Below are 14,349 nucleotides of genomic sequence, written 5' to 3' on the forward strand. Positions count from 1 at the left end.
CCTCGCACTGGATCCTCCCTCGCGAAAGTGAGACACCGGTATGCGCACAAACCCCTTGGCCCGTACCGCCACCACCTTGGTGGCCGCGGCCGCGGCCGTCGGCTTCCTCGCCCCGTCCACGGCCACCGCCACCACGATCGCGGGCTACTCCCCCACCGTGCAGCACGAGGCGGTGACGTCCCTCGCCTCCGAAGCCGGGATCAGCCAGGCCGCCGCGGTCGAGTTCCTCCGGACGCAGACGGCCAGCGTCGAAACGCTGCAGAAAATCACCGCGTCGCTCGGCTCCCGTGCCGCCGACGGCTACCTCGACGACGCCGCCAAGCCGGTGGTGAACGTGCTCGACCAGGCCGCCGCCGACCAGGTGACGGCGACCGGCGCGCGGGCCCGCGTGGTCAAGCACTCCACCGCGGCGCTCACGAGCGCGCAGAACGCCCTGCAGGCGTTGCCCGCGGTCGCGCACACCTCGATCGGCCTCGACCCCAAGGCCAACCAGGTCGTGCTGACCATCTCCGACGCCGCGAAGGGCTCCGAGGCCCTCGTGAAGGCCGCCGAAGCCCTCGGCGACCGCGTCCGCGTGGAGCGGACCACCGGCGAGATGCACACCGCGATCTACAACGGCGAGGCCATCACCGGCGGCGGCACCCGCTGCTCGGTCGGCTTCAACACCAACCGCGGCGGCCAGAACTACATCCTCGACGCCGGCCACTGCACCCGCGCGGTGTCGCAGTGGAACGTCGGACCGTCGCAGGGCGCCAGCTTCCCGACCAACGACTACGGCCTGATCCGCAACACCACCGGCAGCGCGCCGGGCGCGGTCACCCTGTGGAACGGCTCCACCCAGCGGATCGCCTCCGCCGGTTCGGCCACCGTCGGGCAGCGGATCAGCAAGAGCGGCAGCACCACCCGGCTCACCTCGGGTTCGGTGCAGCGGCTGAACGTCACGGTGAACTACGCCGAAGGTTCGGTGCACCAGCTGATCCAGACCAATGCGCTGGCCAACCCCGGTGACTCCGGCGGCTGCCTCTTCTCCGGCAGCGTCGGTCTCGGTATCACCTCCGGCAAGGGCAGTGGCACTTCGTACTACCAGCCGATCGGTGAGGCGCTGAGCGCCTACAGCGTCACGCTCAACCCGTAAGCACGTCCCGGGCCCCGGTCACCGCGACCGGGGCCCGGCCTGTGCGCGGAAGTGCTCGACGACGTGGTCGCGGAAGCGTTGCGCCGCAGCCGAAAGATAGGTGTCCTCGCGCCACGTGACGCTGAGCACGCGGCGGCAATCGGGGTCGTCGACATCGAGCCAGACCACCGTCCGGCTGGTTTCCGGCCGCAGTCCGAGCGACGGCACGAGCGCGAGCCCGAGGCCCGCGTCGATGAGCTGGAAGAGCACGGCGGCTTCGTCGCCCTCGCAGACGATGTGGAGTTCGAGCCCGGCCTTCGCGAAGAGGCGCTCGACGAGCGCACGCTGCCAGTACCCGGGGCGCGTGGTGAGGAACGGCTCGCCTTCGAGGTCCGCCAGGCCGACGCGGCCACGCCGGGCGAGCCGGTGCCCGGAAGGCACGCAGAGGAACACTTGCTCATCGAGCAGCACGCGGCTGCGGATGTCGTTGCCCGCCAACGGTTGCGACGAGATGCACAGATCGACGTCGCCGGATCGCAGCTTCTCCGCCATACCCTCGGCCGAGGCCTGGGACAGCCGCACGTCGACCAGCGGATGGCCGGGCACGAAGGTGCGAAGCGGTTCCGTGAGGGCGAGCAGGCTTTCGGCCGCGACGGTGACGGTGCCGCGTTCCAGCCCGGCGGCGTCGTCGAGTTCCTGACGGGCGTCGTCGAGCTCGGCCAGCGCCCGGTCGACTCGGCGGAGGAACGCGGTGCCGAAGCGGTTGAGCCTGATCCGGCGGCCGTGCCGGTCGAACAGCGGTACGCCGAGTTCGCTTTCCAGCCGGGCCAAGGTCCGGCTGAGCGAGGGTTGCGCGACCCGCAGCTTCTCGGCCGCGCGGCCGACGTGTTCGAGCCGGGCGACCGTCTGGAAGTACCGGAGCGCCAGAAGATCCACTGCTGATACCCCACCTGTTATGAACAGATAACCGATCTTGTCTTGGACAGCATAAGGCCTCGGCTTTTACGTTCGATCGCGTGAGTGAAACCCTGACCAGCCCGAGCCGGAAGGCGAACGGGACGCTGGTGGTGAACCGGGTGCTGGTGAGCGCCCACGCCGTCGCGATCATCGGCCAGCCGGTGTTCGCCGGCGGCTATCTCGGCGGCGATTACGACATGCTGTGGCTGCACCGTTGGGGCGCGGACGCGGTGTCGTACCTGGCGTACGCGCAGATCATCGCGGCCTTGGTCCTCTGGCTGACCCGCGGACCGCGCTGGCTGTTCTGGATCAGCCTGCTGCTCGCGGCGGGCGAGACCGCGCAGTACCTCGCCGGGATGGCGGGCGCGCTCGATCTGCACGTCCCCCTCGGCGTCGCGCTGGTCACCGGAGCGATCCTGACGACCATCGCCGTCTGGCGCCCGCAGACCTGGCGGGCCCGCCGATGAGCCGCCGCCTTCCCCGCAGGACCTTCCTCGGGCTCGCCGGCGGGGCCGGTGTCCTCGCCGCCGCCGGGATCGCGGCTCCCCGCCTGCTCGCGCAAGGCGCACCGGGGACCGGTGAGCTGCTGCGCAGCGGGCTCCCCCTGCCGGAACCGTTCCGGGTGCCGCTGCCGATCCCGCCGGTCCTGCGTCCACAAAGGACCGCCGACGCCGATCACTACACCATCACCCAGCGGGCGGCCACGGCCGAGATCCTGCCGGGCGTCCGGACACCGATCTGGGGCTACGACGGGATCTTCCCTGGCCCGACGATCGAATCGCGGCGGGACCGGACGGTGGTGGCGCACCATCGCAACGAACTTCCGGTGCCGACCGTGGTCCACCTCCACGGCGGGCACACGCCTGCCGACTCCGACGGCTACCCGACCGATCTCGTCCTGCCGCGGTCGGGCTGGAGCACCGCGCACGCCGGACACGGCATGGTCGACAGCCGTGCCCGGATCTCGAACGGCGAGCGCGACTACGTCTTCCCGCTGCGGCAACGGGCCGCGACGCTGTGGTACCACGACCACCGGATGGACTTCACCGGTCCGGCCGTGTACCGGGGCCTGGCCGGATTCCACCTGATCCGCGACGACGAGGAAGACGCCCTCGGGCTCCCGTCCGGGGAACGTGAACTGCCGCTGATGATCGCCGACCGTTCCTTCGACGAGCACGGCGAGTTCGCCTATCCCTCCCTCGACCGGTCGCTGCGGACCACACCGGGTGTCGAAAGTGCTTACGTGGAGGGTGTTTTCGGCGACGTGATCCTCGTCAACGGCGCGCCGTGGCCGGTGCACGAGGTCGCCGCCGTGCGGTATCGGCTGCGTCTCCTCAACGGCTCCAACGCGCGGCGGTACGACCTGGCGCTCGACCCGCCGCCGCCCGGCGGAGGCGGATTCGTGCAGATCGGCGCCGACCAGGGCCTGCTCGACGCGCCGCGCGCACACGACCATCTCCCCATCGCTCCCGCGGAACGGTACGACGTCGTCGTCGACTTCGGCCGGTATCCGGTCGGCACCGAAGTCACCCTCGTGAACCGGCTCGGCACCGGCTCGACCGCGCAGGTCATGCGATTCGTCGTCGCGCGCCGTGCGGCGGACGACAGCCGAGTTCCCGCCAAGCTCAGCGAGATCCCGCCGCTCACCCGCGAACAGGCCACGACCACGCGCGACTTCTCGTTCCGCGCGGGCACCGTCCACGGTCGCGCGGGCTGGGTGATCGGCGGCGAACCCTTCTCGCCGGACCTGATGTCGGCGAGCCCGCGCCTCGGCGACACGGAGATCTGGCGGTTCGTCGCCGACATCCACCATCCCGTGCACCTGCATCTGGTGGGCTTCCGGATCCTTTCGCGGGGCGGGCGGCCTCCGGGGCCGTTCGACGGCGGCATCAAGGACACCGTCGATCTGGCGCCGGGCGAGTCGGCCGAGGTCATCGCCCGCTTCGACGGCTATCGCGGCCGGTACGTCTTCCATTGCCACAACGCCGAACACGAGGACATGGCGATGATGGCGAACTTCGAGGTGGTCTAGCGGACCGGGTTGGTCAGCTCCCCGACGCCCTCGATCGCGACGGTGACCTCGTCCCCCGGCTTCATCGGCCCGACCCCGGCCGGGCTGCCGGTGAGCACCACGTCGCCGGGGCGCAGGGTGAACCAGCGGGTCACCCACGCGAGGATCTCCGGCACCCCGAAGATCATCTCCCGGGTGGTGGAGCGCTGGGCGAGTCGATCGTTGATCCGCGTGGTCACCTCGAGGTCTCCGTTTTCGATGTCGGTGGTGATCCAGGGCCCGAGCGGCAGGAACGTGTCGGCGCTCTTGGCCCGTGCCCATTGGCCATCGGCCCGCCAGTCGTGCGCGGTGACGTCGTTCGCGCAGGTGTAGCCGAGGACGTGCTCGGCGGCGTCGTCGACGGTCAGGTTCCGCGCGGTCCTGCCGATGACGACGGCCAGTTCGCCCTCGTACTCCAGGCGTTCGACCTCGGGTGGGTGCAGGATCGGCTGCCCCGGACCGGTCACGGCGTTCGGCGCCTTGAGGAACAGGGCGGGCCGCTCCGGCCACGGGCGCCCCTTTTCCTCCAGCTGGCAGGGATAGTTGCTGCCGACGCAGACGATCGTGCGCGGCTCGCACGGCGCGAGCAGCCGGACCCCGGACAGCGGACCGATGACCTCGCCGGGCCCGGTGTCCGGGTCGTAAGCACGCACGACGTCGTTCTCGACGCAGCCGCTCCGGGCGGTTCCCTCCGCGTCGAAGCGGATCAGCCTCATGCCGGACCGCCCAGCGCTTCCCGGACCAGTTCGAGCGGATGCCACGCCGTGCGCCCCGCTCCGTGGAAGATCTGTTGACGGCACGAAACGCCGGTGGCCGCGACCAGTGTTCCGGCCGGTTCCCGCTCCAGCGCGGGGAAAAGCCGGTCGCGGCCGACGGCCATCGACGTCTCGTAATGCTCGGCCTCGAAGCCGAAGGAACCCGCCATGCCGCAGCAGCCGGAGTCGATCTCGGCGACCTCCAGTCCCGGGATGCGGCGCAGCAGCGCCATGGTGGCGGCGGTGCCGACCTCCGCCTTCTGGTGACAGTGGCCGTGGAAGACCACGCGGCGCCCACTCAGCCACGAACGTTCCGGCAGGTTCAGCCTGCCGTCGTCGATGGCCTCCACGAGCAGTTCCTCGACCTGCCGGACCCGCTCCTTGACCTGACGCGCTTCGGGAAGATCCGGCAGCAGTGCCAAGGTCTCGTCGCGCAAGGTGAACACGCACGACGGCTCACAGCCGACGATCGGCGATCCCGGCTCGGTGTCGCGGGTCAAGGACGTGACCAGTCCGGTGGCCTTCTTCTTGGCATCGTCCAGCAGGCCTTTGGACAGGCTCGACCGTCCGCAGCAGCCCCCGGACGCGAGTTCCACCGCCCAGCCCGCGCTTTCGAGCAGTTCGATGGCCGCCTTGCCGATCTGCGGTTCGGTGAAGGTGGTGAAGGAGTCCGCCAGCCAGTTGACCGTGCCCACCGTCCCCGGCGCCGTCACCCGGCGGCGGTTCCAGCGCATCAGGTTGTCCCGGACGAACTTCGGCAGCGGACGTTCGGCCTTGATGCCGACGGTCCGTTCCATGAGTCGGCGGAGCGGACCGAGCCGACCGGGCACATTGGACAGTGGCGCGGTGGCCGAGCCGAGCCGGTTGAGGAACCGGATCGAGCCGAAGATCCGGGACCGCAGCGGCGTGCCGTGTTCCTCATGGTGCTGGTACAGGGTTTCGGCCTTGAGCGAGGCCATGTCGACGCTCATCGGGCATTCGCTCTTGCACGCCTTGCACATCAGGCACAGGTCGAGGATCTCGTGCAGGCGTTCCCCGCCGAGCGCGGCCTTCGGGTCCGGTTCGGAGAGCGCCTTGACCAACGCGTTGGCCCGGCCGCGCGTGGAATGCTCCTCCTGCAGGGTGACCTGGTACGACGGGCACATCACGCCACCGGTGGTCTTGCGGCACAACCCGATGTTCATGCAGCGGTCGGCGGCGTCGCGCATCCCGCCGACGACCTCGAACGACAGCATCGTCCGCAGCGGCGGCGCGGGCGGCAGGGCGTCACGGTCGCGCAGGTTCTCGGTCATCGAAGGCGCGTCGACGATCTTGCCGGGGTTCATCGTGCCCGCGGGATCGAAGAGTTTCTTGACCTGGCGCATGGCTTCGTAGAGTTCGTCGCCGAAGATCTCGCGGTTGAACTCCGAGCGGGCGAGGCCGTCGCCGTGTTCGGACGAGTTCACGCCGCCGAATTCGGCCACGAGATCCTTGATCTTCTCCGCGACCGTGCGCATCGTGTCGACCTGGGCGGGGTCGGTGAGGTCGACGAACGGCCGGATGTGCAGGCAGCCGACCGAACAATGACCGTAGAACCCGGCTTCCAGGTGGTGCTCGTCGAGGATTTCCTTGAACCGCGCGGTGTACTCCGCGAGATGCTCCGGAGCGACGGCGGTGTCCTCGATGAACGCCAATGGCCGTTTGGTCCCCTCGCCCGCCGCCATCAGCAGGCCGAGGCTGGACTTGCGCACCTTGAGCAGCGCCGCCTGTTCGGCGGCCGTGACGAGCTTGAGCGTGTGATAGCCGTGCCCGTCGCGCTCCCAGAGCGCGGCGACCTCGTCGAGTTTGGCCGCCAGCACGGTCTCGTCGTCGCCGGAAAACGACACGAACAGCAGCGCCTCCGGATCGCCGACGAGATGGTTGCCGAGGTCGGCGTACTCGATCTTCCGCCGCGACAGGTCGAGGATCGTCTTGTCCATCATCTCGACCTGATGCGGCCCGCAGCTGAGCGCGTCGAGCGTCGCCGAAATCGCGCCGTGCGTGGTCTCGAAATGCCCGACCGCGTAGACGGTCTTCTTCGGCTTGGGCACCAGGTCGACCTCGATCCGGGTGGCCAGCACGAGCGTGCCCTCCGCCCCGACGACGAATTTGGCCAGGTCGAAGGGTTTCCCGTCGCCGTACCCGGAGAGCCGGTCGAGCCGGTAGCCGCACGCGCGCCGCCAGAACAACGGCATGCCCTTGGCGATGGCGTCCTCGTGCGCGGTGACGAGTTCGGGGAGTTCGCGGTAGATCCGGCCTTCGAGCGTGTCCGCCTCGGCACGCCGCAAGCGTTCGGACTCGCTCACCGGCTCCAGCCGGGCGGTGGAGCCGTCGGCGAGGACGACGTCCAGCGCGCGGACGTGATCGATGGTCATGCCGAAGGTCAGCGATCCGGACCCCGCCGAGTTGTTGCCGACCATGCCGCCGATCGTGGCGCGGTTGCTGGTGGAGGTGTCGGGCCCGAACATCAGCCCGTGCGCGGCCACCGCCTGGTTGAGCTGGTCCTGGACGACGCCGGGTTCGACGACGGCGGTCCGCGCGACGGGATCGAGTGCGATGATGCGGTTCATGTGCCGCGAAAGGTCGAGCACCAGACCGGGGCCGACGGTCTGCCCGGCCAGGCTGGTGCCCGCCCCGCGCGCGACGACGGGCACGCCGAACTCCGCCGCGGTGGCGACGGCCGCGGCGACGTCCTCCTGATCGACGGGGAACACGACCCCGCGCGGCATGATCGAGTACATGCTCGCGTCGCGGGAGAACAGGTGCCGCGTGTAGTCGTCGAAGGCGACTTCCCCGTCGATCCGGGCGCGCAACGCTTCTTCGAGAAGGCTGGTCATCGGCCGGCCCTCAGTCGTTCTGCAGCAGTTCGAGGGCGTCCTGCAGCCCGCGTGGATCGGCGGGCACGCCGGCGAGCGTCAGTCCCATTTGGACTCCCGCGAGCGTGCCGGCGAGGGTGAGGTCGTTGAACGCGCCGAGATGCCCGATCCGGAAGATCTTCCCGGCGAGTTTGCCCAGCCCCGCGCCCAAGGACAGGTCGAACCGGTCCAGGATGAGCGCGCGGACCTTGTCGGCGTCGATCCCCTCGGGCATCAGGACGGCGGTCAGCGCCGCGGAATGCTCGCGCTCGTCCTGGCACAGGACCTCCAGGCCCCAGCCCCGGACGGCGGCGCGGGTGGCGGCCGCGTGCCGGGCGTGGCGCGCGAAGACGTTCTCGAGACCCTCTTCGTAGAGCAGCCGCAAGGCCTCCCGCAGGCCGTACATGAGGTTGGTGTTGGGGGTATAGGGGAAGAATCCGCGTTCGTTCGCGGTGAGCATGGGCCCCCAGTCCCAGAAGATCTTCGGCAGGCTCGCGGTCTTGGCGGCGTCGAGGGCCTTGTCGCTGATGGCGTTGAAGCTCATGCCCGGCGGGAGCATGAGGCCTTTCTGTGAGCCCGCGACGGTGACGTCGACGCCCCATTCGTCGTGCCGGTAGTCGATCGAGCCCAGCGACGAGATGGTGTCGACCAGCAGCAGCGCGGGATGCCCGGCGGCGTCCATCGCGGCGCGGATCTCCGGGATCCGGCTGGTGACACCGGTGGACGTCTCGTTGTGGACCACGCAAACGGCCTTGATCCGATGCGCGGTGTCGGCGGCGAGCCTCTCGGCGACCACCTCGGGGTCGGCGCCACGCCGCCAGTCACCGGACACGAAGTCGACGCGCAGGCCGAGCCCCTGCGCCATTTCCCGCCACAGCGTGGCGAAATGGCCGGTCTCGAAAGCCAGGACGGTGTCGCCGGGGCTGAGGGTGTTGGTGAGCGCCGCTTCCCACGCGCCGGTCCCGGTGGCGGGGTAGATGACGACCGGGTTCTTCGTGCCGAAGACGGGCCTGATGTCGCGTAACAGCCGCGTCGCCAGTTCCTGGAACTCCGGTCCGCGGTGATCGATGGTCGCCGCCGACATCGCCCGGAGCACCACGTCGGGAACGTTCGTCGGCCCCGGGATCTGCAGGAAGTGCCGTCCGGCCGCGTATGTCATGTGCGCCTCCACGCTCGGCTTCGAAAGGTTGCACGGAGTGAAACCTTGGTCCCACCGCCTGAACGGTATACCGTGTACCGAACTCCGTCGAGGGGGTACCCGGACCGACTTCGACCCGATTCCCTGAATGTGTCAGCGCCGACCGCAGAGGATTCCGATGTCCATACAACTCGTCACAGTCGTGGCGCTCGCCCTGGTCTTCCTGATCGCGACCGTGCTCCCCGTCCACATGGGAGCGCTGGCGTTCGTCGCCGCCTTCGTGATCGGCACGGCCTTCGCCGGAGAGAGCACCGACGACATCGTCTCGGGCTTTCCCGGCGACCTCTTCGTCATCCTGGTCGGGGTGACACTGCTGTTCGCGATCGCCAAAGGCAACGGCACCGTCGACCGGCTCGTGCATCTGGTGGTGCGCGCCGTCGGCGGGCGGATCGCCCTGATCCCGTGGGTGATGTTCGTGGTCACCGCGGCCCCGACCGCGGTCGGCGCGGTGGTGCCGGCGGCGGTGGCGATCATCGCGCCGATCGGCATGGGATTCGCCCGCCGCTACTCGATCAACCCGATGCTGATGGGCCTGCTGATCATCAACGGCGCCAGCGCGGGCGGCTTCTCCCCCATCAGCATCTTCGGCAGCATCGTCAACGGCGTCGTCGCGCGCGACAACCTGCCGAGTGATCCGGGACTGCTCTTCGCGTCTTCCTTCGTCTTCAACCTGGCGCTGAGTGTCGTGGTGTTCTTCCTCTTCGGCGGCCGCGAACTGATCCGCCGGTCATCGGCCGAACCCAAGGTCGCCGCGCTCGCGCACAGCGGTTCCTCGACGGTGACGACGATGACCGGCGACCCCACGCCTTCGAGCGGCGGCACCGACGAGCCCGAAGAACGACTCCCGCTCACACGCGACCACGTGTTCACGCTGATCGGGCTGGCGGCGCTCGCGGTGGGCGCGCTGGTGTTCAAACTCGACGTCGGCTTCACCGCGCTGACCGTGGCGACGGTGCTGTCGCTGGTCTCGCCGGGATCGGCCAAGGCGGCCGTCGGCGAGGTGGCGTGGCCGACGGTGCTGTTGATCTGCGGGATCGTCACCTTCGTCTCGCTGATGGAGCGGGTCGGCACGATCGACTGGCTCGGCAACCTGGTGACGCGGATCGGTTCACCGCTGCTGGCCGCGATCCTGATCTGCGCGATCGGCGCGGTGGTGTCGGCGTTCGCGTCGACGACCGGGATCCTCGGCGCGCTCATCCCGCTCGCGGTGCCGTTCCTGCTGGCGGGCGAGGTCGGCGCGGTCGGCATGATCATCGCGCTGGCGATCTCGTCCTCGGTCGTCGACTCGTCGCCGTTCTCCACCAGCGGCGCGCTGGTCGTGGCCAACGCGCCCGCCGGGCAGAACGACAAAGTGTTCCGGGGCTTGATGATCTGGGGATTCAGCATGTGCGCGATCGCGCCGATCGCGACCTGGCTGCTGTTCATCCTGCCCGGCTGAGGCTGAGGCGGCCCATGCGGTCGTGAGTGGCGGTTCGGGTTAGAACCCGATACGCCACTCACGACCACCCGCGCCGTTCTGCTACCGGCTCCGGCGCTCGGCCAGCCAGCGTTCCGAATCGGGAGTGCCGCCGTCGAGCTGATCCACCACCGCGTCGAGGAAGCTGCCGTGACCGTGATCGGCCAGCGCCCGCAACACCGCGTCCGGGTCGCCGCCCTCGATGATCGTGAGCAGCTCGCGGTGCCGCTCGACGTTCTGCATCAACGATTCGCCGTCGCGGCGGGCACTGCGGTTGAGGGCCATGCACAACTGCATCTGCAGGGAAAGCGCGCGATAGGCCTCGGTGACCCGCTCGTGCCCTGCGAGCGCGACGATCGACTGATGGAAGTCGTACTTCCGTTGCGTGAACACACCTTCGTCGCCGTCGCGGCCCGCCTGTTCGAACGCGGCGAGAGCATCCCGGCAGGCTTGCAGCCGCTCCGGCGAGCGGACCGGGATCCCGATCCGGACGGCGAAGGCTTCGAGTTCTTCGCGCAGGGTGACGATTTCGTAGACGTCGTGGCGGGTGAGCGGGCGGACGATGACGCCGCGCCGCGGATGGGGCACGACGAGTCCTTCGAAGGCCAAGACCTGCAACGCTTCGCGCAGCGGCGGCCGGGAAACCCCGAGCCGCTCGGTGAGTTTGGCCTCGACCAAACGCGTGCCGGGCGGGAGTTCGCCGGAAAGTATCATCGCGCGCAGCGCACGGGTGGCCAGGTCGGCCATGCTCGGCGGCGCGACGATCCGGCCGTCCTCGTCCTGCACGGCATCGGCGGAACTCGTGGTCATCGAACCCCTCCCTGTCTGTATACGGTATATCAATCACCGTCGGCACGTGTGAGCGGTAGGTCACTTCTTAATCGGTTGGACAATCCGTCCAGCACTTATACAGTCGGTCTCGTGACCAACGAGCATCCGTATCCGCCCGCCTTCCGCAGCGGCGACCTGGTTTCCGTGTCCGGACGGCTCGGCGTGACCGAGACCGGGGCGCTGGTACCCGGCGGATTCGACGCCGAATGCCCACAGGCCTTCGCCAACCTCGACGCCGCGCTGCGTTCGGTGGGCGCGACCCGCGCGGACGTGGTGAAGGTCGTGGTCTACCTGACCGACATCGCCGACCGCGACGGCCTCAACCGGGTCTACGAGGAGTTCTTCTCGGAACCCAGGCCCGCCCGTACCTGTGTCGGGGTCGCTTCCCTGCCCTACGGCGGCGTCGTCGAAGTCGAGGCCCTCGCCCGAGTACGCGATGTCTGAGCAGGACGCGATCCTCGACGCGCTCGCCCCGGTCGCCGATGGCATCGCGGCGACGCTCGGTTCGTTCTGCGAGGTCGTGGTACACGACTTCCGCCGCCCGGAGAAGTCGGTGGTCGCAATCGCCGGCTCGGTGACCGACCGCACCGTGGGCGGCTCGATGAGCGAGATCGGCATGGGCCTGCTCGCCCGCGGCGACGACGCCGAAGACCAGCTGAACTACGTCACGCGGACGGCGTCCGGGAAGCTCGTGAAGTCTTCGACCATGCTGCTGCGCGACAGCGGCGGCTCGGTGTTCGGCGCGCTGTGCGTGAACCTCGACGTCACCGCTCTGGGCCAGCTACGAACCCTCGTCGGCGAACTCGCCGACGTCGGCACCGCGGCCGAAACGCCGACCACCACCTTCGGCGACGACGTCGACGCCGTGGTGGACGCGATCGTCGACGAGCATCAACTCCGGCTGAACAAACCGTGGACCGCCCTCAACCGCGAAGAACGTCTCGATCTGTTCCGCAGCCTGCACGCACGGGGAGTGTTCGCCGTGCGGCGGGCCGTACCCCAGGTCGCGGCGCGGATCGGGATCTCCCGCGCCTCCGCCTACAACTATCTCGCCGAAATCCGTGAACAAGGAGCATCATGACCGCCCCCGTGACCATCGACGACATCCGCGACGCGGCCGCCCAGCTGGCCGGGGTCGCGCACCGGACCCCGGTCGTGCGTTCCCGCACCCTCGACGAGCTCGTCGGCGCCGAGGTCTTCATCAAGTGCGAGAACCTTCAGCGCGTCGGGGCCTTCAAGTTCCGTGGCGCGTACAACGCCGCCTCCCGGCTCTCGCCGGAACAGCTGGCCAAGGGCATCGCCGCGTACTCCTCGGGCAACCACGCGCAGGCCGTCGCGCTCGCCGCGCGCGAACTCGGCAGCAGCGCGGTGATCCTGATCCCGGAGGACACCCCGCAGTCCAAAAAGGACGCCACCGCGGGTTACGGCGCCGAGATCGTCACCTACGACCGGTACACCGGCGACCGCGTCGCCATCGGCGAGGCGCTGGCGGCCGACCGCGGTCTCGCGCTCATCCCGCCCTACGAGCACCCGCACGTGATCGCGGGACAGGGCACGGCGGCGCTGGAACTGCTGGAGGACACCGAATCCCTGGACACGCTCGTCGTCCCGGTCGGTGGTGGCGGCCTGATCGCGGGCAGCTCGACCGCCGCGAAGGCCGTGCGGCCCGGTATCCGGGTGGTCGGCGTCGAACCCGCCGCGGGTGACGACACCAAACGCTCGCTCGAGGCGGGCGAACGCGTGTCGATCCCGGTGCCGCGGACGATCGCCGACGGCCAGGCCGCTTCCGTCCCCGGCGAACTGACGTTCTCGATCAACCGGCGGCTCGTGGACGACATCGCGCTGGTCACCGACGAGCAGGTCCGGGACGCGATGCGGTTCGCGTTCGAACGGCTGAAGCTCGTCATCGAACCGAGCGGGGCGACCGGTCTCGCCGCGCTGCTCAGCGGCCGGATTCCCGCGTCGGGCCGGGTCGGGGTGATCATCAGCGGCGGGAACGTCAGCCCGGAACGCTTCGCCGAGCTGATCGCCGGCTGACCTCCCCGCATTTCGTCCTCTGAATGCGGCTGTCCGTGAAGGCCTCCTTGAGGGACTCTGGGTCCCTCAAGGAGGCCTTCACGGACTTGCGCTCACAAGCCGAGCCCGCCCGCCAGCACCGGCCAGGAGTTCCGCAGCGCCCGCTGCCAGTACGGCCAGCTGTGCGTGCCGTCGCCGTAGTAGTCGACGGTCGCCGGAATCCCCTTGGCCTTCAACCGATCCGTGAAGGTCACCGAGGAAGCCAGCGCCTGCGGTTCGAAGATGTCGGACTGGCCGGGCGGGTCGAGCGGACCGGTCTTGCCGTTCCCGCACGAGATGTAGAGTGCCGTGCCGCGCAGGCCGTCGATGTTGTCGTACGGGTTGTTCGCCGTCCAGATCGGTCGCATCCCCCAGCTGTCGCCCCAGAGCTCCAGGTAGTTGAAGATCCCCGCGCGGGCCAGGATTCCCTGGATGAACAGCGGCGCGCCCTGATTGAGGGTGTTCGGCACCCCGCTGTAGGACGCCGCCGCGGCGAACATCCCCTTGTGCTTGTACGAATACGCGAGCGCGCCGTAGCCGCCGATCGACAAGCCCGCGACCGCCCGGCGGGTGCCCGCCCGGTAGCCGCGTTCGACGATCTGCCGCACCTCCAGGGTGTGGAAGGTGTCCCAGTCGGGAGTGCTCCTGAGCCCGAAGTTCCACCACTTCGTGTACATGCCGGCCGGGCCGCCCGTCGGCATGACGACGAGGGCGTCCTTGTCGGCGGTGAACGCCTTGACGTCGGTGAACTGATCCCACGAGCGGTAGTCGACCGGTTCGCAGCAGCCGTGCAGCAGGTACAGCGTCGGCCAGGTCCGCATGGGTTGCGCGGCCCAGCCGGTCGGCACCAGCAGGCGGACCATACCGGTGGTGCCGAGCGCGGGCGAACTGATCTTGAGATCGACCGTGCGCGCGTCCAGCCAGGTCTCCTCGACGACCTTCGCCCCGTTGTCGGCGGACACCGGCGCGGGCGCCGCGCTCGCGGGGACCGGGCTTCCGAGCAGGGCCACCATGGCCAGCGCCAGCAGACCCCACCGCCGGGTTCGCTTCATCACTTCTC

General features: G+C 69.4%; 13 protein-coding genes. 7 read left to right on the top strand and 6 right to left on the bottom strand.

Features of this window, described 5'->3' with window-relative positions:
- The first annotated feature begins 40 nt into the window (after positions 1 to 40).
- Entirely contained in the window at positions 41 to 1,135 is a 1,095-nt protein-coding gene (locus DMC61_RS21140; protein WP_199750052.1) for a S1 family peptidase, read from the top strand.
- An 18-nt stretch (positions 1,136 to 1,153) separates the two neighbouring features.
- Here the strand turns inward: DMC61_RS21140 and DMC61_RS21145 are convergent, their stop codons facing one another.
- On the bottom strand, positions 1,154 to 2,050 hold the full coding sequence (locus DMC61_RS21145; protein ID WP_125690756.1) for a LysR family transcriptional regulator: 897 nt from the start codon (positions 2,048 to 2,050) through the stop codon (positions 1,154 to 1,156).
- A gap of 80 nt (positions 2,051 to 2,130) precedes the next feature.
- On the opposite strand from DMC61_RS21145, the gene DMC61_RS21150 reads away from it, so the two are divergent.
- Together DMC61_RS21150 and DMC61_RS21155 are read left to right on the top strand one after the other, a co-directional pair.
- Entirely contained in the window at positions 2,131 to 2,538 is a 408-nt protein-coding gene (locus DMC61_RS21150; RefSeq protein ID WP_125690757.1) for a hypothetical protein, read from the top strand.
- Complete coding sequence (locus tag DMC61_RS21155) at positions 2,535 to 4,103, top strand: multicopper oxidase family protein (RefSeq protein WP_125690758.1); 1,569 nt, start codon at positions 2,535 to 2,537, stop codon at positions 4,101 to 4,103. The genes DMC61_RS21150 and DMC61_RS21155 overlap by 4 nt, the downstream gene beginning before the upstream one ends.
- Here the strand turns inward: DMC61_RS21155 and DMC61_RS21160 are convergent.
- Genes DMC61_RS21160 through DMC61_RS21170 form a run of 3 tightly spaced genes read right to left on the bottom strand, consistent with a single transcriptional unit; the run spans position 4,100 to position 8,908 of the window.
- Entirely contained in the window at positions 4,100 to 4,837 is a 738-nt protein-coding gene (locus DMC61_RS21160) for a fumarylacetoacetate hydrolase family protein (protein ID WP_125690759.1), read from the bottom strand. The genes DMC61_RS21155 and DMC61_RS21160 overlap by 4 nt on opposite strands.
- Positions 4,834 to 7,731, bottom strand: coding sequence for an FAD-binding and (Fe-S)-binding domain-containing protein (locus DMC61_RS21165; RefSeq protein WP_125690760.1), 2,898 nt, complete (start codon positions 7,729 to 7,731; stop codon positions 4,834 to 4,836). Before DMC61_RS21165 ends, DMC61_RS21160 begins: the two co-directional genes overlap by 4 nt.
- Before the next feature lie 10 nt (positions 7,732 to 7,741).
- The gene (locus DMC61_RS21170) at positions 7,742 to 8,908 is read right to left on the bottom strand and encodes an alanine--glyoxylate aminotransferase family protein (protein WP_125690761.1); all 1,167 of its coding nucleotides are present in this window, start codon (positions 8,906 to 8,908) and stop codon (positions 7,742 to 7,744) included.
- Positions 8,909 to 9,065: 157 nt separating this feature from the next.
- Between DMC61_RS21170 and DMC61_RS21175 the strand changes: the two genes are divergently transcribed.
- On the top strand, positions 9,066 to 10,385 hold the full coding sequence (locus DMC61_RS21175; RefSeq protein ID WP_125690762.1) for an SLC13 family permease: 1,320 nt from the start codon (positions 9,066 to 9,068) through the stop codon (positions 10,383 to 10,385).
- 81 nt (positions 10,386 to 10,466) lie between these two features.
- Here DMC61_RS21175 and DMC61_RS21180 read toward each other — a convergent pair whose 3' ends face one another.
- Positions 10,467 to 11,213, bottom strand: coding sequence for a GntR family transcriptional regulator (locus DMC61_RS21180; protein ID WP_016333763.1), 747 nt, complete (start codon positions 11,211 to 11,213; stop codon positions 10,467 to 10,469).
- 111 nt (positions 11,214 to 11,324) lie between these two features.
- Here DMC61_RS21180 and DMC61_RS21185 point away from each other — a divergent pair, with 111 nt between their 5' ends.
- From DMC61_RS21185 to DMC61_RS21195, 3 genes are read left to right on the top strand one after another with little or no spacing between them, the layout of a single operon-like run.
- On the top strand, positions 11,325 to 11,678 hold the full coding sequence (locus DMC61_RS21185; protein WP_063274716.1) for a RidA family protein: 354 nt from the start codon (positions 11,325 to 11,327) through the stop codon (positions 11,676 to 11,678).
- Positions 11,671 to 12,315 (top strand): transcriptional regulator, encoded by a 645-nt coding sequence (locus DMC61_RS21190; protein ID WP_125690763.1) that lies wholly within the window; start codon positions 11,671 to 11,673, stop codon positions 12,313 to 12,315. Before DMC61_RS21185 ends, DMC61_RS21190 begins: the two co-directional genes overlap by 8 nt.
- A complete protein-coding gene (locus DMC61_RS21195; RefSeq protein WP_125690764.1) occupies positions 12,312 to 13,271 on the top strand; it encodes a pyridoxal-phosphate dependent enzyme in 960 nt (319 codons plus the stop codon). The genes DMC61_RS21190 and DMC61_RS21195 overlap by 4 nt, the downstream gene beginning before the upstream one ends.
- A 92-nt stretch (positions 13,272 to 13,363) precedes the next feature.
- Here the strand turns inward: DMC61_RS21195 and DMC61_RS21200 are convergent, their stop codons facing one another.
- Positions 13,364 to 14,341 (bottom strand): alpha/beta hydrolase family protein, encoded by a 978-nt coding sequence (locus tag DMC61_RS21200; protein WP_125690765.1) that lies wholly within the window; start codon positions 14,339 to 14,341, stop codon positions 13,364 to 13,366.
- Positions 14,342 to 14,349: the final 8 nt, after the last annotated feature.

The organism is Amycolatopsis sp. WAC 04169 (assembly GCF_003947535.1).
Classification (GTDB): Bacteria; Actinomycetota; Actinomycetes; order Mycobacteriales; family Pseudonocardiaceae; genus Amycolatopsis; species Amycolatopsis keratiniphila.

Coding starts and splice junctions, on each gene's coding strand:
- DMC61_RS21140 (WP_199750052.1), top strand. CDS start 41: ATGCGCACAAACCCCTTGGCCCGTACCGCCACCACCTTGGTGGCCGCG.
- DMC61_RS21155 (WP_125690758.1), top strand. CDS start 2,535: ATGAGCCGCCGCCTTCCCCGCAGGACCTTCCTCGGGCTCGCCGGCGGG.
- DMC61_RS21160 (WP_125690759.1), bottom strand. CDS start 4,837: ATGAGGCTGATCCGCTTCGACGCGGAGGGAACCGCCCGGAGCGGCTGC.
- DMC61_RS21165 (WP_125690760.1), bottom strand. CDS start 7,731: ATGACCAGCCTTCTCGAAGAAGCGTTGCGCGCCCGGATCGACGGGGAA.
- DMC61_RS21170 (WP_125690761.1), bottom strand. CDS start 8,908: ATGACATACGCGGCCGGACGGCACTTCCTGCAGATCCCGGGGCCGACG.
- DMC61_RS21175 (WP_125690762.1), top strand. CDS start 9,066: ATGTCCATACAACTCGTCACAGTCGTGGCGCTCGCCCTGGTCTTCCTG.
- DMC61_RS21180 (WP_016333763.1), bottom strand. CDS start 11,213: ATGACCACGAGTTCCGCCGATGCCGTGCAGGACGAGGACGGCCGGATC.
- DMC61_RS21190 (WP_125690763.1), top strand. CDS start 11,671: ATGTCTGAGCAGGACGCGATCCTCGACGCGCTCGCCCCGGTCGCCGAT.
- DMC61_RS21195 (WP_125690764.1), top strand. CDS start 12,312: ATGACCGCCCCCGTGACCATCGACGACATCCGCGACGCGGCCGCCCAG.
- DMC61_RS21200 (WP_125690765.1), bottom strand. CDS start 14,341: ATGAAGCGAACCCGGCGGTGGGGTCTGCTGGCGCTGGCCATGGTGGCC.